The 23,810-nt window shown below is 42.3% G+C and carries 13 protein-coding genes, 8 tRNA genes, 3 rRNA genes and 1 pseudogene; 21 read left to right on the top strand and 4 right to left on the bottom strand.

Annotated elements, in window-relative coordinates; all coding sequences use genetic code 11:
• Nucleotides 1-63: 63 nt before the first annotated feature.
• The gene (locus tag LOC50_RS08545) at nt 64-513 is read right to left on the bottom strand and encodes a hypothetical protein (protein ID WP_036983098.1); all 450 of its coding nucleotides are present in this window, start codon (nt 511-513) and stop codon (nt 64-66) included.
• A gap of 145 nt (nt 514-658) precedes the next feature.
• The gene (gene cysK, locus LOC50_RS08540) at nt 659-1,627 is read right to left on the bottom strand and encodes a cysteine synthase A (RefSeq protein WP_013464591.1); all 969 of its coding nucleotides are present in this window, start codon (nt 1,625-1,627) and stop codon (nt 659-661) included.
• Between the two features lie 377 nt (nt 1,628-2,004).
• Here cysK and LOC50_RS08535 point away from each other — a divergent pair, with 377 nt between their 5' ends.
• From LOC50_RS08535 to LOC50_RS08480, 12 genes are all read left to right on the top strand, one after another.
• Nucleotides 2,005-3,156 (top strand): dicarboxylate/amino acid:cation symporter, encoded by a 1,152-nt coding sequence (locus LOC50_RS08535; RefSeq protein WP_036983096.1) that lies wholly within the window; start codon nt 2,005-2,007, stop codon nt 3,154-3,156.
• A 167-nt stretch (nt 3,157-3,323) separates the two neighbouring features.
• Nucleotides 3,324-3,974 (top strand): UvrY/SirA/GacA family response regulator transcription factor, encoded by a 651-nt coding sequence (gene uvrY, locus LOC50_RS08530; protein ID WP_013464592.1) that lies wholly within the window; start codon nt 3,324-3,326, stop codon nt 3,972-3,974.
• A gap of 9 nt (nt 3,975-3,983) precedes the next feature.
• On the top strand, nt 3,984-5,807 hold the full coding sequence (uvrC, locus tag LOC50_RS08525; RefSeq protein WP_036983092.1) for an excinuclease ABC subunit UvrC: 1,824 nt from the start codon (nt 3,984-3,986) through the stop codon (nt 5,805-5,807).
• Nucleotides 5,808-5,849: 42 nt separating this feature from the next.
• On the top strand, nt 5,850-6,395 hold the full coding sequence (pgsA, locus tag LOC50_RS08520; protein WP_013464594.1) for a CDP-diacylglycerol--glycerol-3-phosphate 3-phosphatidyltransferase: 546 nt from the start codon (nt 5,850-5,852) through the stop codon (nt 6,393-6,395).
• A gap of 138 nt (nt 6,396-6,533) precedes the next feature.
• Nucleotides 6,534-6,609, top strand: a tRNA-Gly gene (locus LOC50_RS08515).
• Nucleotides 6,610-6,637: 28 nt separating this feature from the next.
• A tRNA-Cys gene (locus tag LOC50_RS08510) sits at nt 6,638-6,711 on the top strand.
• A 36-nt stretch (nt 6,712-6,747) separates the two neighbouring features.
• A tRNA-Leu gene (locus LOC50_RS08505) sits at nt 6,748-6,834 on the top strand.
• Nucleotides 6,835-6,900: 66 nt separating this feature from the next.
• Nucleotides 6,901-6,976: transfer RNA gene (locus LOC50_RS08500), tRNA-Gly, on the top strand.
• Between the two features lie 39 nt (nt 6,977-7,015).
• Nucleotides 7,016-7,102, top strand: a tRNA-Leu gene (locus LOC50_RS08495).
• Between the two features lie 65 nt (nt 7,103-7,167).
• Nucleotides 7,168-7,243, top strand: a tRNA-Gly gene (locus LOC50_RS08490).
• Between the two features lie 18 nt (nt 7,244-7,261).
• Nucleotides 7,262-7,335: transfer RNA gene (locus tag LOC50_RS08485), tRNA-Cys, on the top strand.
• 37 nt (nt 7,336-7,372) lie between these two features.
• A tRNA-Leu gene (locus LOC50_RS08480) sits at nt 7,373-7,459 on the top strand.
• Between the two features lie 707 nt (nt 7,460-8,166).
• Here the strand turns inward: LOC50_RS08480 and LOC50_RS08475 are convergent.
• Nucleotides 8,167-9,585 (bottom strand): alanine/glycine:cation symporter family protein, encoded by a 1,419-nt coding sequence (locus LOC50_RS08475; RefSeq protein WP_036983090.1) that lies wholly within the window; start codon nt 9,583-9,585, stop codon nt 8,167-8,169.
• Nucleotides 9,586-10,222: 637 nt separating this feature from the next.
• Here LOC50_RS08475 and LOC50_RS08470 point away from each other — a divergent pair.
• From LOC50_RS08470 to ihfA, 8 genes are all read left to right on the top strand, one after another.
• Nucleotides 10,223-11,758 (top strand): 16S ribosomal RNA (locus LOC50_RS08470).
• Nucleotides 11,759-12,048: 290 nt separating this feature from the next.
• Nucleotides 12,049-14,935 (top strand): 23S ribosomal RNA (locus LOC50_RS08465).
• A gap of 195 nt (nt 14,936-15,130) precedes the next feature.
• Nucleotides 15,131-15,245: ribosomal RNA gene (gene rrf / locus LOC50_RS08460) — 5S ribosomal RNA — on the top strand.
• Together the 16S, 23S and 5S rRNA genes form the textbook arrangement of a ribosomal RNA operon.
• Before the next feature lie 511 nt (nt 15,246-15,756).
• Nucleotides 15,757-16,812 (top strand): DUF2066 domain-containing protein, encoded by a 1,056-nt coding sequence (locus tag LOC50_RS08455; protein WP_036983088.1) that lies wholly within the window; start codon nt 15,757-15,759, stop codon nt 16,810-16,812.
• Nucleotides 16,812-17,522, top strand: a complete 711-nt coding sequence (gene hda, locus LOC50_RS08450) for a DnaA regulatory inactivator Hda (protein ID WP_171034748.1) — start codon at nt 16,812-16,814, stop codon at nt 17,520-17,522. Before LOC50_RS08455 ends, hda begins: the two co-directional genes overlap by 1 nt.
• An 82-nt stretch (nt 17,523-17,604) precedes the next feature.
• Nucleotides 17,605-18,585 (top strand): phenylalanine--tRNA ligase subunit alpha, encoded by a 981-nt coding sequence (pheS, locus tag LOC50_RS08445; RefSeq protein ID WP_013464600.1) that lies wholly within the window; start codon nt 17,605-17,607, stop codon nt 18,583-18,585.
• A gap of 15 nt (nt 18,586-18,600) precedes the next feature.
• A complete protein-coding gene (gene pheT / locus LOC50_RS08440) occupies nt 18,601-20,988 on the top strand; it encodes a phenylalanine--tRNA ligase subunit beta (RefSeq protein WP_036983086.1) in 2,388 nt (795 codons plus the stop codon).
• Between the two features lie 2 nt (nt 20,989-20,990).
• On the top strand, nt 20,991-21,287 hold the full coding sequence (gene ihfA / locus LOC50_RS08435) for an integration host factor subunit alpha (RefSeq protein WP_008114070.1): 297 nt from the start codon (nt 20,991-20,993) through the stop codon (nt 21,285-21,287).
• A 90-nt stretch (nt 21,288-21,377) separates the two neighbouring features.
• Here the strand turns inward: ihfA and LOC50_RS08430 are convergent.
• Nucleotides 21,378-21,875: pseudogene (locus tag LOC50_RS08430) on the bottom strand (DUF2989 domain-containing protein); the annotation flags it as partial.
• 348 nt (nt 21,876-22,223) lie between these two features.
• Between LOC50_RS08430 and LOC50_RS08425 the strand changes: the two are divergent.
• Nucleotides 22,224-23,666, top strand: coding sequence for a glyceraldehyde-3-phosphate dehydrogenase (locus LOC50_RS08425; protein ID WP_036983084.1), 1,443 nt, complete (start codon nt 22,224-22,226; stop codon nt 23,664-23,666).
• Nucleotides 23,667-23,810 lie beyond the last annotated feature (144 nt).

The following is a 23,810-nucleotide window of genomic DNA, read 5'->3' as shown; positions in this document are numbered from 1 at the left end:
TTATGTTTTGTATTTTTTAAGCTCGAATATACGGTTATCGTTACTAAGGCTCTGAATGACTGATCAGCGCCCGTAAGGATCGGCGATGATTTTATCTACGTACCACTTACCTTTTATTTTAAGCATTTCGATACTACGGAAATCATCGATTTTTTTACCATTTAAGTAACCGGTAAATACAATGTTTATTTTAGCCTGATTGCCATACTGTTCTCGCAGGCTTGAATTTGACATATCAATTTCAATTACCACTTCATCGAATTGTAAATTAATAAGACTACGGGCAAATTGTTTTGCCGTCCCATACGATTTCATTATGCGGGCTAATTTAGGCGTTGCGAAATCGCAGGCTTTTTGCAAATTATGCTGGTTATAAAGCGCATCAAAATACACAGTAGCAGTGTCGCCTGGACGATCATTGTCAATGTACTGCTCTTTAGGTCTAGTATTTTCATTACAGCCAACGATCAAAATACTAAATATGAGTACAAAAATGGTTAAAATTGTTTTCATATTTGGTCAGGTTGATTACTTATACATAAAGTGTGTGATGGAATGGAGAAGATGTAAAGAGGAGTAGACCAAATAGATAGTAACTTATTAAAAAAGCAATAAAAAAGGATGTTAAAAAACATCCTTTTTTAATCAGTTCGCTTGATTATTGCACAAGCTCTTGTTCGCTAAACTCTTCGTCAAACATCGGGCTTGATAAGTAACGCTCTGTTGCACTTGGCAAAATAACCACAATATTTTTATCTGCATTTTCAGGACGCTCAGCAATACGTTTCGCTGCAACCACAGCCGCACCTGATGAAATACCAACTAAAATCCCTTCTTTTTTCATTAGTTCGTGACACATTGCTATACATTCTTCATTAGAGACTTGCTCTACACCATCAATTATTGATAGGTCTAAATTCCCAGGAATAAAGCCTGCACCAATACCTTGAATCTTATGTGGCCCAGGTTTTACTTCTTCACCAGCAAGTGTTTGGCTAATTACCGGAGAGTGGCTTGGCTCTACAGCGATTGATTTTACATTTAAGCCTTTTTCTTTTTTAAGATAACGGCTTACACCTGTGATAGTTCCGCCTGTACCAACACCTGCAACAAAGAAATCGATTTTGCCATCAAGTGCATCAAAGATTTCTGGGCCTGTTGTTTCAAAGTGAATTTTAGGGTTTGCAGGGTTTTCGAATTGTTGTAGCAAAATAAACTTATCAGGGTCTGCTGCTTGAATTTCTTTGGCCTTTGCAATAGCGCCATTCATGCCTTTAGCGCCATCGGTGAGCACTAGGTTAGCACCGAGTGCCTTTAATAGTTTACGACGTTCTAAGCTCATGGTGTTTGGCATTGTAAGCGTTAACTTGTAACCGCGAGAAGCAGCTACAAATGCCAATGCAATACCGGTATTGCCTGATGTTGGCTCTATAAGTTCTTTGTCTTTGGTAAGTTGACCTGATTTTTCAGCTTCCCAAATCATTGATGCACCAATACGGCATTTAATACTAAAGCTAGGATTTCGTGATTCAACTTTAGCGTATACATTCCCACCTGTAACACGGTTAAGTTTTACCAACGGTGTGTTACCGATGCTTAGTGAGTTATCTTCAAAAATAGTAGACATAATGTTCCTTTAGGTACAATCTGATCAACACGTTAACAGCTATTCTGTTAACTTTATAAGCCTACTTTACTGTGAGATAAAAAAAGTTAAAGTAAGCTTTGGCTATAACATATATTAATTACGCTTATAACGGATTGAACTAAAAACTCAATCTGTTAATTTTTTAGTTATTAAAAAGGCGAACTTGAAATCATTTGTTCGTTTTTAACTTTGTACTTTATCTTTTCTTTATGTAGTCGTTATTTAAACAAATCAACACAACACACTTATATTTTGTCGGTTAATTGTGCAAATGAACTGCGGTTGAACAGTTTATTGACACAAACTATTCAAAACATGGTAAAAACACATTATCTAAATTCAATAAAGTAATCACCATGAAGTTAATTTTAAAATTAATTACCGGTATTGTGGCCGGTATCTTAGTCGGGCTCTATATTCCCTTAACTGGCGTTGAGCTTTTATATACAGTAAAAGAACTTATCGGCCAGCTTATTAGTTTTACAATTCCACTGATTATTTTATTTTTTATTGCCTCTGGAATTGCCGGGCTTCCTAAAGGATCAGGGCATCTACTGGGAAAAACGGTGGGTTTTGCGTATGGCTCAACAATTATAGCTGGTACTTTAGCGTTTTTATTAGTGACGGCGGTTATTCCGTTTTTAAGCGGCGGTATTTCATTTGAAGCTGAAGCAGTGACCGAAGTAGGTAGCTTTATTGACTTAGAAATTCCACCATTAATGGGTGTAATGACTGCTTTAGTCACAGCATTTGTATTTGGTATTGGTATGAGCCAGCTTGGCTTAGACACATTAAAAACTGTGTCGGATCAGGGGCGCGATATTATTGATGGTTTACTTTCAAAAGTAATTATTCCGGCATTACCATTTTACATTGCAGGTGTATTTGCTGAAATGACCGTAGCAGGCACCGTTGTTGATACATTACAAGCATTTGGTGTAGTACTTATTGCTGCGTTAGTGATGCATTGGTTATGGTTGAGTGTTTTATACATTACCTCAGGCCTATTACTTAAGCGTAATCCTATTGAGCTAATTAAAAATATGTTACCTGCGTACTTTACTGCATTAGGAACCATGTCGAGCGTGGCAACCATTCCAGTATCTTTGCAATCAAGTAAAGCAAATAACGTTAAAGAGGATGTAGCTAACTTTACAGTGCCATTATGCGCCACTATTCATTTGTCAGGTTCAACAATTACAATAGTTACCTGTGCTATGGCTGTAATGTTTTTATCGCCTAGCATGGAAGTACCTTCACTAATGGCTATGTTGCCATTCATTATGATGTTAGGTGTAGTGATGATTGCAGCGCCAGGCGCCCCAGGTGGTGCGGTAATGTCGGCGTTAGGTTTATTAACTAGCATGCTTGGTTTCAATGAAGGTGCGGTGGCACTAATGATTGCACTTTACCTAGCGCAAGATAGCTTCGGCACTGCGTGTAATGTAACTGGCGATGGTATTATTGCTTTATGGGTAGACCGTTTTAGTGAAAAGGCGTCAGCATAAATCATTGGGGCGTATTTACCTGCTGTAGGTAAATACGCTTTTAATCATATCGGTCATAAAGACCGATTACGAAAGCATAATATTAGTTATGGTTTCGTCGTATCTATGCTAATGTTGAGAATTAATTTTGTTAACTTGCATCTTATTAGGCTAGTGAGGGTGTTCCATTGATTAACGTACTTTTAGTTGATGACCATGAACTTGTGCGCACAGGGATCAGACGTATTCTTGATGATATACGTGGTTTTAAAGTAATAGGTGAAGCTAAAACAGGCGAAGAGGCTGTGCAGTTTTGTCGTCAACATGCGCCAAATATAGTATTAATGGATATGAACATGCCTGGTATGGGCGGGCTTGAGGCAACTAAAAAGGTTTGCCGTTATTGTCCCGATGTAAAAATTATTGTGCTTACAGTTAATTGTGAAGACCCATTTCCAAGTAAGGTTATGCAAATTGGTGCTCATGGTTTTTTAACCAAGGGGGCAGGATCTGATGAAATGGTGCGTGCTATACGTTGCGTGCATGCAGGGCAACGTTATATTGCGCCAGAAATAGCGCAACAGATTGCACTTGCACAGGTAACCGGGCGTACCGATGAAAACCCATTTCAAAGTTTGTCTGAGCGTGAACTACAAATAATGCTAATGATCACCAAAGGTGAAAAAGCACAGGATATTGCTGAGCGCTTAAATTTAAGCTCTAAAACAGTAAACAGTTATCGTTATCGTATGTTTGAAAAGCTTAACGTAGGAGGCGATGTAGAGCTTACTCATTTAGCCATACGTTACAAAATGATTGATATAGATATCTCTTACTAGTCGATATATATGTCTGAATTTGATCATGCCCAGTTTTTAAAAACATTATCGAGTGAGCCTGGCGTTTATCGCATGCTCGATAATGACAACCAAGTTATCTATGTCGGTAAAGCTAAAAGTTTAAAAAAGCGGGTGAGCAGTTACTTTCGCAGCAACATTACCGACAGTAAAACCCGTGTTTTAGTGAGTAATATTTGTAATATTGAAGTCACACTTACTAATACAGAGACAGAAGCTTTACTGCTCGAAAACAACCTGATTAAAAAATATCAGCCACGTTATAATATTCTGTTACGTGATGATAAGTCGTACCCTTATATACTGCTCACTAATCATAAGCATCCTCGCTTAGCCTTTCATCGTGGTAGCAGAAAAGTAAAAGGTGAATATTTTGGTCCGTTTCCAAGCGCGGGGGCGGTTTCAGAAAGTTTGCGCTTAATGCAAAAAATATTTCCGGTACGCCAATGTGAAGACGCCTACTACCGTGCGCGTAGTCGGCCATGCTTGCAATACCAATTAAAACGTTGCTCTGCGCCGTGTGTTAATAAAGTCTCTGAAGATGAATACGCGCAGCAAGTTGATTATGTCCGTAAATTTTTAACCGGTAAATCCCATGAAGTAATAGCTGATCTTATCGCTAAAATGGAAAAAGCCAGTGAGCAGCTTAATTTTGAACTCGCAGCTAAAGTTCGCGACCAAATTATGCTATTGCGTAAAATGCAGGAGCAGCAGTCTATCTCAGGTAATTTTGCTGAAATGGATGTTGTAGGTTTTGCTCATTTAAATGGCTTAAATGGGATTCATCTATTAATGATCCGTGATCATAAAGTGCTGGGTAGTAAAACTTATTTTCCAAAGGTGCCTAAAGACTCACAGGAGCAGGAAATCTTAACCTCTTTCTTAGGCCAATATTACTTAGCACCGGGAGCAACAGGGCGCATTGCCAAAGAAATCATCTTACCATTTGAAATAGAAGAAAGTGATGCGCTCAGCGAAGCACTAACTCAAATTAGTGAACGTAAAGTATCGCTTAAAGTGGTTACTCGTGGTGAGCGAGCACAGTACTTACAGTTAGCCAATAAAAACGCATTAAATAGTATTACGGTTAAGCAAAGCACTCAAGACTCTATAAACAAGCGTTATGCGCAATTAAAGGCTACCTTGCGTCTTGATGACATTAATCGCATGGAATGTTTTGATATCAGTCACACCATGGGTGAAAACACCGTGGCCAGTTGTGTTGTATTTGATTCTCAAGGCCCTAACAATAAAGAGTATCGTCGTTATAACGTGACCGGTATTACCGGTGGTGATGATTACGCCGCTATGGAGTTTGCACTAAACAAACGTTACAACAAGTTGGTTGATGAGGAGAAAATTCCTGATGTTATTTTTATTGATGGTGGTAAAGGCCAATTAGGTAGGGCAGAACAATACTTTGAAAACTGGCCGCATGCAAAAATGCCACTATTAGTTGGGGTTGCAAAAGGCACTAGCCGTAAACCAGGCCTTGAAACTTTACTTATTGACGGCGGGCGTAAAACTATACCTATGGATTCTGATGCACCCGCACTGCATTTGATTCAGCATATTCGCGATGAATCCCATCGTTTTGCAATTGCAGGGCACCGTAACAAGCGCCAAAAACAACGTACTCAGTCGTTATTAGAAGAAATAGATGGCGTTGGTTCCAAGCGTCGACAAACATTATTAAAATATTTAGGGGGCATGCAAGGCGTAAAAGCTGCTAATATAGAACAGCTAAAGAAAGTTCCTGGGATCAGTCCTGACATGGCTGAGAAGATATTTAACCATTTGCATGACAAGGGCTAGCCCTATGTGCGAATATAGAAAAAAAGACATATCCAAGTAGTTATGTGGAATATTCCAAACACACTCACAACGTTTAGACTCTTTCTTATCCCCATTTTTTTGGTGATATTTTATATGCCTTATTCATGGGCATTCTTTGTTGCTGCCTTTATTTTTTGGCTTGCTTCAATCACAGACATACTCGATGGCTATTTAGCGCGTAAGCTTGAACAATCAACGCCTTTTGGTGCGTTTTTAGACCCTGTTGCTGATAAAGTAATGGTGTGCGCTGCCTTGGTTGCTTTATCTGAGCATTATCAATCTTTGTATATGACTATTCCTGCGCTTATTATTATAAGCCGTGAAATTGTTATATCGGCGCTACGAGAATGGATGGCTGAGCAAGGCAAACGCGGCAATGTAGCTGTGTCCGATATGGGTAAATTAAAAACCGCAGCGCAAATGTTAGCCATTATTGGCCTAATTTGGCAGTACGATACCTGGATGATGTATTTAAGCTATGGCTTACTTTACATAGCGACGTTTTTAACGCTTAGCTCTATGGTGCAATATTTAGTTGCAGCATGGGCAGAATTGACCAAAAATTGATTGTAAACGTCTAATAACGCACCATTTTAGATAAAAAATAATCAAACAGTTCAAAAGTAGCATTTTTTGTGTTGACGCGTTTAATAATCTCTGTAGAATGCGTCCGTGTTGAGAGGGCATAGCCCCTAGATAAACAAAGCGGCACTAGCTCAGTTGGTAGAGCGCGACCTTGCCAAGGTCGAGGTCACGAGTTCGAGCCTCGTGTGCCGCTCCAGTTTATCTCAAAGCTAACCTAGTATTGAGGCGGAATGGCAGAGTGGCCATGCACCGGATTGCAAATCCGTTTACCCCGGTTCGACTCCGGGTTCCGCCTCCAATCAACACTCCACACGCTTTAATTAGCAAACTCGATGCCCGAGTGGTGGAATTGGTAGACACAAGGGATTTAAAATCCCTCGACTAACAAGTCGTGCCGGTTCAAGTCCGGCCTCGGGCACCACGTTGTGGTTTGGTTACATACACCAATATGTAACTTATAAAAAATCTTATTTAGAATTAATATGATGCGGCACTAGCTCAGTTGGTAGAGCGCGACCTTGCCAAGGTCGAGGTCACGAGTTCGAGCCTCGTGTGCCGCTCCATATTAGTTTTATCCACTTGCTTTAAATAGCAAACTCGATGCCCGAGTGGTGGAATTGGTAGACACAAGGGATTTAAAATCCCTCGACTAACAAGTCGTGCCGGTTCAAGTCCGGCCTCGGGCACCACTTTGTGGTTTGGTTACATACACCAATATGTAACTTATGAAAAAATTATTTAGAATTAATATTATGCGGCACTAGCTCAGTTGGTAGAGCGCGACCTTGCCAAGGTCGAGGTCACGAGTTCGAGCCTCGTGTGCCGCTCCAAATTATTTGATATGTTTAGGCGGAATGGCAGAGTGGCCATGCACCGGATTGCAAATCCGTTTACCCCGGTTCGACTCCGGGTTCCGCCTCCAAATAATGACTCCACACGCTTTAATTAGCAAACTCGATGCCCGAGTGGTGGAATTGGTAGACACAAGGGATTTAAAATCCCTCGACTAACAAGTCGTGCCGGTTCAAGTCCGGCCTCGGGCACCACTTTACGTTATTTCTATAACACCCAATTAAATCATCACATTTTTATTACTAAACCCCACTAAGCACACTAATTTACCACCCCCTGTTGTTAGCAATAACTTTTTGTTCAACACCTTAAGAGCTCGTGTTTTGTTGCAAGGGCTGATACATACTCTTGGCTCATCAATAGACTGTCACTGATCACTTCAGACTTTTTACAAATTAACCCAGAGTGTAGCTCGTTAGCTAAATCATAAACTAGACTCTTTAATACCAATTCGCTTAATTAAGCGGTCTATTTTGAGGCAGGAAAAACGGGTTGATAGCTAGGCAAAAAATTCGCTATTTAGTTGTTCTAAATGAGAATTTTTTAACACAGATAGCGACACGTTTAGCCCCGCAAAATGATTGAGTATTATTGCGGATTGGTATAATAAGCGCAGTGTTAGTTATTATGGTTATGCAGTAATGTATATAAACCTAAGCAGGGATGTCGTTATAAGCATGAGACCTACTACATAGGTTATTAAATTTACTTGTAGGATGCTTATAATGTTTGGATAAGGTGAGCTTATAGGCAGGTTGGGCGGCTTTAATAACGTCTATCTTCGCATTAGTAATTTATAAGTGGCTACTGTTATCAGTAACTTTAAGATTAAAGTTAAATCAATAAAAAACCCGAAATAACAATGGCCGTTTCGGGTTTTAACTTGAAGTATAAAAACTAATTATTTATGCCAAATACCTTTTGGAATAGTTTTATTGAGTTTGTCGTTCTTACTTGGATCAAACGTCGGTAACTTTCCGACGCGTCGCTGAGCGTTATAATCTTTAGCAAGCCACACGACAACACCTGAGAGCATAAATAATGCGATTACGTTCACTATTGCCATTAAGCCCATAGATACATCAGCTAATGTCCACACTAGTGGTAATTCGCCCAATGCACCAAACATTACCATACCTAACACTAATAACCTGAAGATCAACATGCCAGATGCGTGGTTATGCTCTAAGAATAATAAGTTCGTTTCTGCATAAGAATAGTTAGCTACTATTGATGTAAAAGCAAAAAACAAAATAGCGACTGCAACAAATATTGCGCCCCAGCTACCAACATGCTCCTCAAGCGCTGCTTGTGTAAGTGCTATACCCGTTACATCAGAGCCTGGTACTAACTGTTCTGATAATAAAATAAGAGCAGCAGTTGCAGTACAAATAATAATAGTATCTACAAATACACCCAGCATTTGTACATACCCCTGTGAAGCAGGGTGAGGTGGGTTTGGCGTTGCCGTTGCTGCAGCATTCGCAGCACTACCCATACCGGCTTCGTTTGAGAACAAGCCGCGTTTGATCCCTTGGATCATCGCCTGCATCACCCCATAACCAATTGCACCGGCACCAGCTTGTTCAAGACCAAAGGCACTTCTAATCACATGCATAAATACATCAGGTAATTCAGTGTAATTTACAGCACATATATAAAGTGCAACCATAAGGTAAGCAGCAGCCATAAATGGAACGGCTAATTCAGCAAATCGAGAAATTGTTTTCAGACCGCCAAATATAATAATACCTGAACCAATTACAAGAGCGATACCGACTATATAGTTAGGGATACCAAAGGCGACTTCAAAAGCCGCAGCAATAGAATTTGACTGTACTGCGTTAAAAACTAAACCAAAGGCTAAAATTAAGCACAATGAAAAGACAACACCCATCCAACGCTTGCCAAGTCCGTACTCCATATAATAGGCCGGACCACCACGGAAGTTACCTTCTTCATCTCGAGTTTTATAAACTTGTGCCAATGTACTTTCAGCAAAGCTAGTAGCCATACCAATTAAAGCAATTAACCACATCCAAAAAATAGCACCTGCACCACCTAAATAAAGCGCAACGGCAACACCTGCCATATTACCAGTACCGACACGGGCTGCTAAAGAAGTACAAAATGCTTGGAAAGAGGAAATACCGCCATCTGACCCTTGGCGACTCTGAAACATAACTTTAATCATGTGTGGGAATTGTACAAATTGGATGAAACCAAGGCGTATGGTAAAAAATAACCCTGCTGCTATTAATAAGTACACTAAAATATGACCCCATAAGAGACCACTTATACTATTTATTATATCTGTCATGTGCGTTACCTAGTGAACGAGTTGTAAATATCGGGCGCAACTTACCATAAGCACAGTAAATAGTTTAGTAAACAGCATAAAAAAATGAGTTATCCACAGGGTTTTGTGGGTATCATGTGTGTCTAGGTCGGGTATCTTTGGGGTAAAAATTAAATGCAAAAAAGCGTTTAAAAACGCTTGCGTTAAAATTGATTCTCCCTATAATGCGACCCCACTGAGACGGGTAACGCCAACGCATAGCGAGGCACGAGCTAATCAGTGAGTTGAGTAAAACTTAGTTTAGAAAACTTTCAAGTTTAACAAAATTAAGTGTTGACAAAAAAATAGGAAAGCGTAATATGCGCAGCCCTAGCGAGGTAAAGTTAAACGCTTTAATCGCAACGTTCTTTAACAATATAAAGCAATCATCTGTGTGGGCACTCGTACAGATTGAGTTCTAACAGCCAAGCTACTTCGTTCTTTATTGAGCAAGTAACGAGGCAAGCAAATTTAGAGTCTCAATGTGATTTCTCGAAAGAGAAACTGAGTGACCAACAGAATAGTTACTTTTAGTAATTATTCAGCACAGTCAATTCAATATCGAAAGATATTAAATAAATTCAGAATTCATTGAGCTGTCGAAAGACATAAAACTTTTTAATTGAAGAGTTTGATCATGGCTCAGATTGAACGCTGGCGGCAGGCCTAACACATGCAAGTCGAGCGGTAACAGAAAGTAGCTTGCTACTTTGCTGACGAGCGGCGGACGGGTGAGTAATGCTTGGGAACATGCCTTGAGGTGGGGGACAACAGTTGGAAACGACTGCTAATACCGCATAATGTCTACGGACCAAAGGGGGCTTCGGCTCTCGCCTTTAGATTGGCCCAAGTGGGATTAGCTAGTTGGTGAGGTAATGGCTCACCAAGGCGACGATCCCTAGCTGGTTTGAGAGGATGATCAGCCACACTGGGACTGAGACACGGCCCAGACTCCTACGGGAGGCAGCAGTGGGGAATATTGCACAATGGGCGCAAGCCTGATGCAGCCATGCCGCGTGTGTGAAGAAGGCCTTCGGGTTGTAAAGCACTTTCAGTCAGGAGGAAAGGGATGTAGTTAATACCTGCATCCTGTGACGTTACTGACAGAAGAAGCACCGGCTAACTCCGTGCCAGCAGCCGCGGTAATACGGAGGGTGCGAGCGTTAATCGGAATTACTGGGCGTAAAGCGTACGCAGGCGGTTTGTTAAGCGAGATGTGAAAGCCCCGGGCTCAACCTGGGAACTGCATTTCGAACTGGCAAACTAGAGTGTGATAGAGGGTGGTAGAATTTCAGGTGTAGCGGTGAAATGCGTAGAGATCTGAAGGAATACCGATGGCGAAGGCAGCCACCTGGGTCAACACTGACGCTCATGTACGAAAGCGTGGGGAGCAAACAGGATTAGATACCCTGGTAGTCCACGCCGTAAACGATGTCTACTAGAAGCTCGGAACCTCGGTTCTGTTTTTCAAAGCTAACGCATTAAGTAGACCGCCTGGGGAGTACGGCCGCAAGGTTAAAACTCAAATGAATTGACGGGGGCCCGCACAAGCGGTGGAGCATGTGGTTTAATTCGATGCAACGCGAAGAACCTTACCTACACTTGACATACAGAGAACTTACTAGAGATAGTTTGGTGCCTTCGGGAACTCTGATACAGGTGCTGCATGGCTGTCGTCAGCTCGTGTTGTGAGATGTTGGGTTAAGTCCCGCAACGAGCGCAACCCCTATCCTTAGTTGCTAGCAGGTAATGCTGAGAACTCTAAGGAGACTGCCGGTGATAAACCGGAGGAAGGTGGGGACGACGTCAAGTCATCATGGCCCTTACGTGTAGGGCTACACACGTGCTACAATGGCGCATACAGAGTGCTGCGAACTCGCGAGAGTAAGCGAATCACTTAAAGTGCGTCGTAGTCCGGATTGGAGTCTGCAACTCGACTCCATGAAGTCGGAATCGCTAGTAATCGCGTATCAGAATGACGCGGTGAATACGTTCCCGGGCCTTGTACACACCGCCCGTCACACCATGGGAGTGGGTTGCTCCAGAAGTAGATAGTCTAACCCTCGGGAGGACGTTTACCACGGAGTGATTCATGACTGGGGTGAAGTCGTAACAAGGTAGCCCTAGGGGAACCTGGGGCTGGATCACCTCCTTATACGATTTAGAACTTATTTGTTCGTAGTGTCCACACAGATGATTGTTAGTTAGCTAAGCCACTGGCTTAACTAATTAATATGCTCTTTAAAAATTTGGAAAAGCTGATAATAAAATTCGTATGAATAACAGTGTTATTTGTACAGAGTTTTCAAAAGTAAAAAAGAATGATAGCAGTATCATTCAGTGCCAATTTAATCATTTATGATTAATTGGTATCTACTTTAGTATTCAATATTAACTTCTGGCGAAGTTAAACTGTCACAAAACAAAGACCCGTTTGGGTTGTATGGTTAAGTGACTAAGCGTACACGGTGGATGCCTTGGCAGTTGGAGGCGATGAAGGACGTATTAACTTGCGATAAGCCTAGTCAAGCTAGTAAAAAGCACTTGAGACTAGGATTTCCGAATGGGGAAACCCACCTGCTTGCAGGTATCGTTAACTGAATACATAGGTTAACGAGGCGAACGCGGAGAACTGAAACATCTAAGTACCCGTAGGAAAAGAAATCAACCGAGATTCCGAGAGTAGCGGCGAGCGAAATCGGAACAGCCCTTAAGCTTATTATGTGTTAATGGAAGGCTCTGGAAAGTGCCACGATACAGGGTGATAGTCCCGTACATGAAAACGCATTTTAAGTGAAATCGAGTAGGTCGGAGCACGTGAAACTTTGACTGAATATAGGTGGACCATCATCTAAGGCTAAATACTCCCAACTGACCGATAGTGAACCAGTACCGTGAGGGAAAGGCGAAAAGAACCCCTGTGAGGGGAGTGAAATAGAACCTGAAACCGTGTACGTACAAGCAGTAGGAGCAGACTTGTTCTGTGACTGCGTACCTTTTGTATAATGGGTCAGCGACTTATATTTTGTAGCGAGGTTAACCGATTAGGGTAGCCGTAGGGAAACCGAGTCTTAACTGGGCGAATAGTTGCAAGGTATAGACCCGAAACCCGGTGATCTAGCCATGGGCAGGTTGAAGGTTGAGTAACATCAACTGGAGGACCGAACCCACTAACGTTGAAAAGTTAGGGGATGACCTGTGGTTAGGAGTGAAAGGCTAATCAAACCGGGAGATAGCTGGTTCTCCCCGAAATCTATTTAGGTAGAGCCTCGGACGAATACTTACGGGGGTAGAGCACTGTTAAGGCTAGGGGGTCATCCCGACTTACCAACCCTTTGCAAACTCCGAATACCGTAAAGTACTATCCGGGAGACACACGGCGGGTGCTAACGTCCGTCGTGAAGAGGGAAACAACCCAGACCGCCAGCTAAGGTCCCAAAGTCATAGTTAAGTGGGAAACGATGTGGAAAGGCCCAGACAGCCAGGAGGTTGGCTTAGAAGCAGCCATCCTTTAAAGAAAGCGTAATAGCTCACTGGTCGAGTCGGTCTGCGCGGAAGATGTAACGGGGCTAAACTATGCACCGAAGCTGCGGATTCAAAATTTATTTTGAGTGGTAGGGGAGCGTTCTGTAAGCCGTTGAAGGTGTGCCGGGAGGCATGCTGGAGGTATCAGAAGTGCGAATGCTGACATGAGTAACGATAATGCGGGTGAAAAACCCGCACGCCGGAAGACCAAGGGTTCCTATCCCATGTTAATCAGGGTAGGGTAAGTCGACCCCTAAGGCGAGGCCGAAAGGCGTAGTCGATGGGAAACGGATTAATATTTCCGTACTTGGTATAATTGCGATGGGGGGACGGAGCAGGCTAAGCAAGCATGGCGATGGTAGTCCATGTGAAAGTGTGTAGGCTAGTGACTTAGGTAAATCCGGGTTGCTGTTAGGCTGAGACACGAGACGAGTCACCACGGTGATGAAGTTGCTGATGCCATACTTCCAGGAAAAGCCTCTAAGCTTCAGATTATACCGAATCGTACCCCAAACCGACACAGGTGGTCAGGTAGAGAATACTAAGGCGCTTGAGAGAACTCGGGTGAAGGAACTAGGCAAAATCGTACCGTAACTTCGGGAGAAGGTACGCTCCTATCTGTGATGAGACTTGCTCTCTAAGCGGACGGGAGCCGCAGTGACCAGGTGGCTGGGACTGTTTATTAAAAACACAGCACTGTGCAAAATCGCAAGATGACGTATACGGTGTGACACCTGCCCGGTGCCGGAAGGTTAATTGATGGGGTTATCTTCGGAGAAGCTCTTGATCGAAGCCCCGGTAAACGGCGGCCGTAACTATAACGGTCCTAAGGTAGCGAAATTCCTTGTCGGGTAAGTTCCGACCTGCACGAATGGTGTAACCATGGCCACGCTGTCTCCACCCGAGACTCAGTGAAATTGAAATCGCAGTGAAGATGCTGTGTACCCGCGGCTAGACGGAAAGACCCCGTGAACCTTTACTACAGCTTGGCACTGAACATTGAACCTACATGTGTAGGATAGGTGGGAGACTTAGAAGCAGAGACGCTAGTTTTTGTGGAGTCGTCCTTGAAATACCACCCTTGTAGTTTTGATGTTCTAACGTTGGCCCCTGAATCGGGGTTACGGACAGTGCCTGGTGGGTAGTTTGACTGGGGCGGTCTCCTCCCAAAGAGTAACGGAGGAGCACGAAGGTTGGCTAAGTACGGTCGGACATCGTACGGTTAGTGTAATGGTAGAAGCCAGCTTAACTGCGAGACAGACACGTCGAGCAGGTACGAAAGTAGGTCATAGTGATCCGGTGGTTCTGAATGGAAGGGCCATCGCTCAACGGATAAAAGGTACTCCGGGGATAACAGGCTGATACCGCCCAAGAGTTCATATCGACGGCGGTGTTTGGCACCTCGATGTCGGCTCATCACATCCTGGGGCTGAAGTCGGTCCCAAGGGTATGGCTGTTCGCCATTTAAAGTGGTACGCGAGCTGGGTTTAGAACGTCGTGAGACAGTTCGGTCCCTATCTGCCGTGGGCGTTTGAGAATTGAGAGGGGTTGCTCCTAGTACGAGAGGACCGGAGTGAACGAACCGCTGGTGTTCGGGTTGTCATGCCAATGGCATTGCCCGGTAGCTACGTTCGGAACTGATAAGCGCTGAAAGCATCTAAGCGCGAAGCAGGCCTCGAGATGAGTTCTCACTAGACTTTTAAAGTCTCTGAAGGGCCGTTGAAGACTACAACGTTGATAGGCAAGATGTGGAAGTGGTGTGAGCCATTAAGCTAACTTGTACTAATTACCCGTGAGGCTTAACCATACAACGCCAAACGCGTTTTATGTGACAGTTTAAGCAAGAAGTTAATATAACTAAAGTAGATTACTGAAAACTTTATTATCAGAAATTCCAAATTTATGAGGTGGCTCTTAGCGCGTAGCGTTAACATTGAGGCACCTTGCGCAAAGGAAATGTAAGCACTACGTGCTTTGTCATTAATCCTTTGCACCATATTTGCTTGGTGACAATAGCGTTTTGGACCCACCTGACCCCATGCCGAACTCAGTAGTGAAACGAAACAGCGCCGATGATAGTGTAGCATTTGCTATGTGAAAGTAGGACATTACCAGGCTCCAAATAAGAGAAAGCCCGACTAGCAATAGTCGGGCTTTTTTACGTCTGCAGGAAAGTAAAAGCGCAGGTGAAAGGTAAAGGGCATCAGGTAAAAGGAAAATAATAAGCGCCTAATGTCGACTCTATACATTTGCTATGTGGCTCTCTACCGCTGTGGGCACCACGACATTACCAGGCTCCAAATAAGAGAAACCCGTTACAGCAATGTAGCGGGTTTTTTACGTCTGCAGAAAAGTAAAAACGCAGGTGAAAGGTGAAAGGTAAAAGGCATCAGGTAAAAGGAAAATAATAAGCGCCTAATGACGACTCTATACATTTGCTATGTGGCTCTCTACCGCTGTGGGCACTACGACATTCTACTGCGTTGTCGCTACGAAGTAGCGCAGCGACTCTTAATACAAGAAAGTTCGACTTAACCAGCAGCTTTATTCACTGTAAAAATATAATTTTGCTTTGTTAGTGGCTTTGATTTAGGATCAAAACAGTTTAAAACCAAGAATGATTTGCCTGTGTATAGATTATTAATTAGCGCCTTATCCATTTTCTTTTGTGTTTCTGTATCTGCAGTTGAAGTAACTGATCTATATCAAGATATTTTGGTTGTAGAAGATAAATCTCGTGATGCGCGTTTAGACGCTAGTCGCAAAGCGCTTCTTAACGTACTAGTAAAAGTGAGTGGTGATAAAAGTGCAGATGAAAATCAGATAGCACAGCAACGCACCAAAGATATATCTGATTATATGCTGAAATTTGAATACGATGAGCGTATTCCCGGAACGCTTAAGTTACTAGTTAAATTTGAAGCGCGAAAGATCAATGCACTAATAAAAGATCTTAATTTGCCGTTGTGGGGAGCTCAACGTCCACTGGTTGCTATCTGGTTAGGCATTGAAGATAACAGGCAGCGAGAGCTGGTTACTCAAGAGAGTTATCCGCAATTAGAGCAACTGATTTACGACAAAGCAAGTCGCCGCGGTTTGCCGGTTGTTGTGCCTCTACTCGATTTACAAGACAGACGGCTTGTTGGTGTCCCTGAAGTTTGGGGAAATTTTTCTGGGCCTGTAGAAGAGGCATCTAAACGCTACAGTGCTGAGCGAAGTATTACTGCTAGAATGTATCAAGCGTTTAACTCTGATAATTGGGTACTAGATTGGCGCTTTACCAATGATGAGATGTTTGAATCTAACCGTATCACAGGCTATAGACAGCAAATAGTTGCGCAAATGATTGATGATTTAGCACAAGGTTTAGCTGGTGAATATGCGATTGATCCTAATGCTTATTATGAGCAGCGTACTGCCAATTTAACTTTAAAAGGGACTGAGAGCTTTGTTGATATTGAGTTGGCTAAGCGCCGCTTAATGAATCTAAGCGTAGTAACTCAAGCTGTTATTTTACGCAAAACACCCGATTCGGTTGAGTTTGAGCTTCATCATACGGGGACTGTGAGTGACCTTAAAAAAGCCCTTGGCCTGGATAACGCCTTTAAAGACTATGTTGATCCTCGTGCTTTTTATCACATAGTTGATGAGCAAAGCCTAGAGTATCAATGGGTTGTAGATTAATGCTGACTCAAGAGCCAATACAAATGGCATTGCCGGTTACTTTACCGGACGATGAAACATTTGCATCCTACTTTGGCGGTGAGGACTCACTCGAGGTAAATCATCTCAAAGATAGCTTTTCTAAGCTTGTTCACTCTTTTCAGTATACCTATTTGTGTGGCTTAGGAGATTCTGGTAAATCTCACTTACTATATGCCACTTGTATTCAGGCACAAGAGCGTGGCTTATCTAATATGCTGCTTTCCATGCGCGAGGTCATTCATTTTGGACCAATGGTTTTAGATGGGCTTGAAGCATTGGATGTATTGTGTATTGATGATGTGCACTTGGTAGCAGGCAATGATGCATGGGAAAAAGCGTTATTTAACTTTTTTAATCGCTTTAATGAGCCCAATAAAATGCTGGTAGTGACTGCCGATTTACTGCCAAACATGCTTAATATTAGCTTGCCCGACTTAGAATCACGTTTAAAGTGGGGCACTACGTTTCAAATTCGTTCTATGAGTGACGATGATAAAGCACAAGCGCTGGTTAAGCGGGCAAATATGCGTGGGCTTGAATTGAGCGATGAATGTGCGCGATTTTTATTAACCCGTTTGAGTCGTGATATGCGTGCTTTATTGGATGTATTAGACAAATTAGATCACGCATCCATGGCTGCACAACGAAAATTGACTATTCCTTTTATAAAATCAACGCTAAAGCTGTAGTAGGTCTAGAATCTAGACCCTGCTTTCAGTTATCATTAGCTAACTAAATTGTAATCACCTTCTGTGAAAGATCAGGTATCGAATGAACTTAGAAAACATATTAGCGCAAGCACTTGAGGCGGTAGCCAGTGCCAGTGAAATCGCGCAGCTAGAAGAGATCAGGGTTAACTATCTTGGTAAAAAAGGCGAAATTACCAGCTTACTTAAAACGTTAGGTAAAATTGCCCCTGAAGAACGTAAAGAAGCAGGCCAAGTAATTAACCAAGCTAAGCAAGACGTGCAAGTTGCGATTAATGACAAGCGTGAATTGTTAGCAAGTAAAGCATTAGAAGAAAAACTAGCGGCAGAAACAATCGATGTAACTTTACCAGGGCGTGTTATGCCATCGGGTGGTTTGCACCCAGTGACTCGCACCATTGAGCGTATTGAAAGCTTCTTTGGTGAACTTGGGTTTGCTGTTAAATCAGGCCCTGAAGTTGAAGATGATTTTCATAACTTTGATGCGTTAAATATACCAGAGCATCACCCTGCTCGCGCCGATCACGATACCTTTTACTTTAATCCTAAGTTGGTTTTACGTACTCAAACCAGTGGTGTACAAATTCGTACTATGGAAACTGAGCAACCGCCACTGCGTATTATTTCGCCAGGGCGTGTATACCGTAACGATTACGACCAAACACACACGCCTATGTTCCATCAGGTGGAAGGGTTGATGGTTGATACTGATGTAAGCTTCACTGAGCTTAAAGGTATTTTACATGACTTTTTACGTAACTTTTTTGAAGAAGACATGGAAATTCGTTTTCGTCCTTCATTCTTCCCGTTTACAGAGCCTTCAGCAGAAGTGGACGTGATGGGTAAAGACGGTAAATGGTTAGAAGTATTAGGCTGCGGCATGGTTCATCCTAACGTACTTAAGTCTGTAGGCATCGATCCTGAAAAATACACAGGTTTCGCTTTTGGTATGGGTGTTGAGCGCTTAACCATGTTGCGTTACGGCGTAAACGATTTACGTGCGTTTTTCGAAAATGACTTAAAATTCCTAAACCAGTTCCGTTAAGAGTGAAGAGATAAAATGAAATTTAGTGAAAAGTGGTTAAGAGAGTGGGTAAATCCTGCAATTGATACGCAAGCTCTTTCGGAACAGCTTTCAATGGCTGGTTTAGAAGTAGATGGCGTTGAGCCGGCAGCAGCCAAATTTAATGGCGTTGTGGTAGGTGAAGTGGTTGAGTGTGGCCAGCACCCAGATGCAGATAAACTACGTGTAACAAAAATTAATGTTGGTGATGATGAGCTACTGGATATCGTATGTGGTGCACCAAATTGTCGCCAAGGTATTAAAGTTGCAGTTGCCACTGTTGGCGCAGTGTTACCAGGCGATTTCAAAATTAAAAAAGCCAAACTTCGTGGTCAGCCTTCACACGGCATGTTATGTGCGTTTGATGAGCTAGGTATTAGTGAAGAAGGCGATGGCATTATGGAATTGCCACTTGATGCGCCTATTGGTGCCGATTTACGCGAATATTTAGCGCTTGATGACAACATTATTGACGTAGATTTAACACCTAACCGTGGCGACTGTTTAGGTATCAAAGGGCTTGCCCGCGAAGTCGGCGTACTTAACAGTATTGATGTAAATACATTAAGCATTCCAGCGGTAACCCCGACAATTGAAGACAAAGTATCTATTGAGTTGGTTAACGATGATGCCTGTCCTCGCTATTTAGGGCGTGTTATCAAAGGCATTAACCTAGACGCTGAGACGCCATTATGGATGGTTGAAAAGCTACGTCGTAGTGGTGTACGTTCAATCGATCCGGTTGTTGATGTGACTAACTTTGTATTACTAGAGCTTGGTCACCCAATGCATGCATTTGATTTAAATGCAATTGAAGGTGGAATTAAAGTACGTAGTGCATCCCCAGGTGAAGAGCTGGTTTTATTAGACGGTAATACGGCTAAATTAAATGAATCGACATTAGTGATTGCCGATCATCATAAAGCGCTAGCCATTGCTGGTATTTTTGGCGGTGAGCAATCGGGTGTTACTGAAAAAACAGCAGATATTTTACTAGAAAGCGCATTCTTCAACCCAGTGGCTATTGCAGGACAAGCACGTAGCTATGGTTTGCACACTGATGCATCTCATCGCTATGAGCGTGGGGTCGACTTTGCACTACAACACGATGCCATGGAGCGCGCTACAGCGTTACTTCTGGAGATTGTAGGTGGTAACGCAGGTCCAATCGTTGAAGCGGTTGCTGCTGATAAGTTACCAAAAGTAACTGAAGTGCGTTTACGTCGTTCACGTTTAGACCGTGTTATTGGTCATCACATTGACGATGCTAAAGTAACCGATATACTTACGCGTTTAGGTCTTGATGTTAAATTTGATAATGATAGCTGGAGCGCTGATGTACCAAGCTACCGTTTTGATATTCGTATTGAAGAAGATTTAATTGAAGAAGTAGCACGTGTTTACGGTTATAACAGTATTCCTAATGTGGCACCAACTGCAAAACTTAAAATGACCACACATGATGAGTCAACTGTTGCCCTGAGCCGTTTTCGTAATGCGCTAGTAACTCGTGGCTATCAAGAAGCCATTACTTACAGTTTTGTTGATCCTAAAGCGCAAGCTATTTTACATCCAGAGTGTAACGCATTGGTATTGCCGCACCCAATTTCAATTGAAATGTCAGCGATGCGTGTAAGTTTAATGCCTGGCTTATTAGCTTCTGTTGCCTATAACCAAAACCGCCAGCAACCACGTATTCGCTTATTTGAACACGGCCTTAAGTTTATCAGCGATGAAAGCGCAGAAAATGGCGTTTACCAAGTGCCGGTTATTGGTGGTGTTATTACCGGGCTTGTGCATGGCGAACATTGGGTTGAAGAAAAACGTAACGTTGATTTTTACGACCTAAAAGGGGATGTTGAAGCATTACTTGCAATTACCAACGATGTTAGCCGCTTTGAAATTAAAGCCGAGCAATCAGATGGCCTTCATCCTGGTCAATCAGCCGTTATTTATGTTGATGGTAAAAAAGTAGGTTTCTTTGGTGCATTACACCCTCAGGCGCAAAAATCGTTAGATATCAATAACGCTACTTTTGTGTTTGAAATTGAAATGTCAGCGTTAGAAAAAAGAAATTTACCGCAGGCTGTAGGGGTGTCTAAATTCCCATCAAATCGCCGCGACATCGCGATTTTAGTACAAGACAGCGTTAAAATAGGTGATATTTTAAACGTCATCGGAAAAGTTGGCGGAAATCAATTGGTTGACCTAAACTTATTCGATGTGTATAAGGGCAAAGGTATTGAGCCAAATTATAAGAGTTTGGCGATTGCTCTAACACTGCAAGCGGTTGATAGAACACTCGAAGAGAAAGATATCAATCAGGTAGTTGATAACGTGGTGGCCGCACTGGCCGAACAGTTTAATGCATCGTTGAGGGACTAGATATGGCGCTTACTAAAGCCGACATAGCTGAACACCTATTTGAAAAGCTCGGGATCAATAAAAAAGATGCCAAAGATTTAGTTGAAGCGTTTTTTGAAGAAATCCGCTCAGCGCTTGAAAAAGGCGAGCAGATTAAGCTCTCTGGATTTGGTAACTTTGATCTTCGAGATAAGAAAGAAAGGCCGGGACGTAACCCGAAAACGGGAGAAGATATCCCAATTTCAGCACGTCGCGTGGTTACCTTTAGACCGGGGCAAAAGTTAAAAACCCGTGTCGAAGTAGGCACAAGCAAAAAATAAAACAAAAAGGCAGCGTAAGCTGCCTTTTTTGTATCTGTTTTATTATTTCCGGGGGGAAATAAACGTTCCTTGATCTATTTGTTGCAAAGTCTACTCGGCTAACCTATCTAAACTCTCTAAATTCTTTCCTTGTGCTATTAACTGCTGCTCATTTAACAGTATATCAATATGTTCAATACCAGAGAGCTGAGCTATTTTGGCAAAAATATAAGCATGTTTATATTATTGGTGTTTATAAAACAGGCTGATCAAAGACATATATATTTCAGGATTCGGTTCATGCTTGGCTTTATTCCGCGCTAGCGTGTTGTATAAAAAATTAATCGCTTTTTCTTCATCAACCTTAATGTAATAAGACGCTAAGTAAAATTGCATCTCAGCACTTTGTTCAACTTCTGCAGTATGTTCTAAAGCGAGCAAACGTGTTAATGCACTTTCGTCATTGTTTCTTGACCAATGATAATAAAGCAAGCCCGGATGGCTGGTGTGTTTTGTCTGTTGATAAATCCGCGCCATTTCCCTCATACTCGTTAAGTGGGCACGTTGGCGAGCCGTGGTTTTGCTTTTTAATTTAATGTGCTGAATGTTGCCTACATGGATGTAGGTAAGGGGCGTGAGCAGAACGCGGAAGCTTTGCTCGGTTTTTACTTATTCTTACATGGATGTAAGCCAGTAGAATAACGCAGGAGCAGTTATCGAGCCCACTAGGTTACAAACCTCGCGCCGCGATTAAATTGTCCCTAGTTTGAACAAATTTTAATCCACAAAGGTCAACAGACCCTCATATAGTATTATTCTAGCCTAAACTTTAGTCTCTAACAGTAGAGAATAAAATGAGATTAAATTAGAATAGGCCTGCCCGAAGGAATGCATTGCTCTCAAAATTCGATGCACTCTTAGGCTATCCGTTCAAAATTGTTTAATTAGGTAAAAAAAATGACCTCATCTCACGAGTTAGAATACACAAGTAGCTGGCAAGAACGTCAAGATTACGCAGAAAGCATGCAGCCTATTATTGGTAAATTGTATCGTAATCGTGGTATTGAAATCGCTGTTTACGGCCGTCCATTAGTAAATTCAAGCACTATTGATATTATCAAGTCTCACAAATCAGTAGCTCAATTTGAAGGGACTAAACTGCGCCTACGTGAAAGCTTCCCATTCTTAGAAGCTATCAGCAAAATGGAATTAAATTCTGCCCGTATCGATATTGGTAAATTAGCATACAGCTATTTATACACAGATGCAGCGAATGGTCGTTCAGTAGAAGAGTTTGTTAAAGATGAACTTGCTGAAATTGTTGACTCTAAACCAAAAGCACCACGTGACGTTGTACTTTACGGTTTTGGTCGTATCGGTCGCTTATTAGCGCGTTTATTAATTGAAAAATCAGGCCCGTATGCCGATTTAAACCTTCGCGCTATTGTTGTGCGTGGCGGTAAAGATGGCGATTTAGAGAAACGTGCAAGCTTATTACGTCGTGACTCTATCCATGGTCCATTTAATGGTTCTATCACCATCGATAAAGAGCGTAATGCAATTAAAGCAAACGGTAGCTACATTCAAGTTATCTACGCTAACTCGCCAAGTGAAGTTGATTACAGCGCCTACGGTATCGAAAACGCATTAGTCGTTGATAACACAGGTATCTGGAAAGATGAAGCCGGCCTTGGTCAGCATTTAGAATCTAAAGGGGCTGTAAAAGTATTATTAACAGCGCCTGCTAAAGGTAATATTAAAAATATTGTTTACGGTGTAAACAACCAAGATATTTTACCGGAAGACAAAATTGTCTGTGCAGCAAGTTGTACAACCAATGCAATTACGCCAACACTTAAAGCATTAAACGATCAGTTTGGTATTAAGAATGGTCACGTTGAAACGGTTCACTCGTACACTAATGACCAAAACTTAATTGATAATTACCACAAAGCAGAACGTCGTGGTCGTGCTGCGGCACTAAACATGGTTATCACTGAAACAGGTGCAGCGAAAGCGGTTTCTAAAGCATTACCAGAGCTTGAAGGTAAACTAACAGGTAACGCAATCCGTGTACCTACACCAAACGTATCGTTAGCTATCTTAAACTTGAACCTTGAAAAGAGTACAACGGTTGAAGAGCTTAATGCGTTTTTACGTGAAACAGCACTTCACTCAGACCTACGTGATCAAATTGATTACACAGCATCAACTGAAATCGTCTCTACCGATTTAGTGGGTAGCCGTTACGCAGGTGTTGTTGATTCTCAAGCAACGATTGTTGATGATAACCGCGTAGTACTTTACGTATGGTACGACAATGAGTTTGGTTATAGCTGCCAAGTAGTTCGCTGTATGCGCGACATGGCAGAAGTCTCATTCCCAAGTTTACCTCGATAAACACATGAGCAATTAAGAAAAGCCAGCACTTGCTGGCTTTTTTAGGTCTGAAGATTTTTAAAGTGAAGCGGTTATGGTACGCTTTATTAAATTGGGTACGCGTTTATACACTTATAAAGTGCAGTAACACGTATTTACCTCTTG

Origin of the sequence: Pseudoalteromonas sp. SCSIO 43095 (assembly GCF_023650455.1) — a bacterium.
GTDB classification, from domain to species: Bacteria; Pseudomonadota; Gammaproteobacteria; order Enterobacterales; family Alteromonadaceae; genus Pseudoalteromonas; species Pseudoalteromonas tetraodonis.
The sequence above is the reverse complement of the archived record's forward strand: the minus strand, read 5'-3'. Positions and strand labels throughout refer to the sequence as shown.

Bases quoted from the DNA above. Each gene is read 5' to 3' on its own strand.
- LOC50_RS08535 (WP_036983096.1), top strand. From the start codon at position 2,005: ATGAAGTTAATTTTAAAATTAATTACCGGTATTGTGGCCGGTATCTTA.
- hda (WP_171034748.1), top strand. From the start codon at position 16,812: ATGCTGACTCAAGAGCCAATACAAATGGCATTGCCGGTTACTTTACCG.
- pgsA (WP_013464594.1), top strand. From the start codon at position 5,850: ATGTGGAATATTCCAAACACACTCACAACGTTTAGACTCTTTCTTATC.
- cysK (WP_013464591.1), bottom strand. From the start codon at position 1,627: ATGTCTACTATTTTTGAAGATAACTCACTAAGCATCGGTAACACACCG.
- LOC50_RS08545 (WP_036983098.1), bottom strand. From the start codon at position 513: ATGAAAACAATTTTAACCATTTTTGTACTCATATTTAGTATTTTGATC.
- pheT (WP_036983086.1), top strand. From the start codon at position 18,601: ATGAAATTTAGTGAAAAGTGGTTAAGAGAGTGGGTAAATCCTGCAATT.
- pheS (WP_013464600.1), top strand. From the start codon at position 17,605: ATGAACTTAGAAAACATATTAGCGCAAGCACTTGAGGCGGTAGCCAGT.
- LOC50_RS08425 (WP_036983084.1), top strand. From the start codon at position 22,224: ATGACCTCATCTCACGAGTTAGAATACACAAGTAGCTGGCAAGAACGT.
- ihfA (WP_008114070.1), top strand. From the start codon at position 20,991: ATGGCGCTTACTAAAGCCGACATAGCTGAACACCTATTTGAAAAGCTC.
- LOC50_RS08475 (WP_036983090.1), bottom strand. From the start codon at position 9,585: ATGACAGATATAATAAATAGTATAAGTGGTCTCTTATGGGGTCATATT.
- uvrC (WP_036983092.1), top strand. From the start codon at position 3,984: ATGTCTGAATTTGATCATGCCCAGTTTTTAAAAACATTATCGAGTGAG.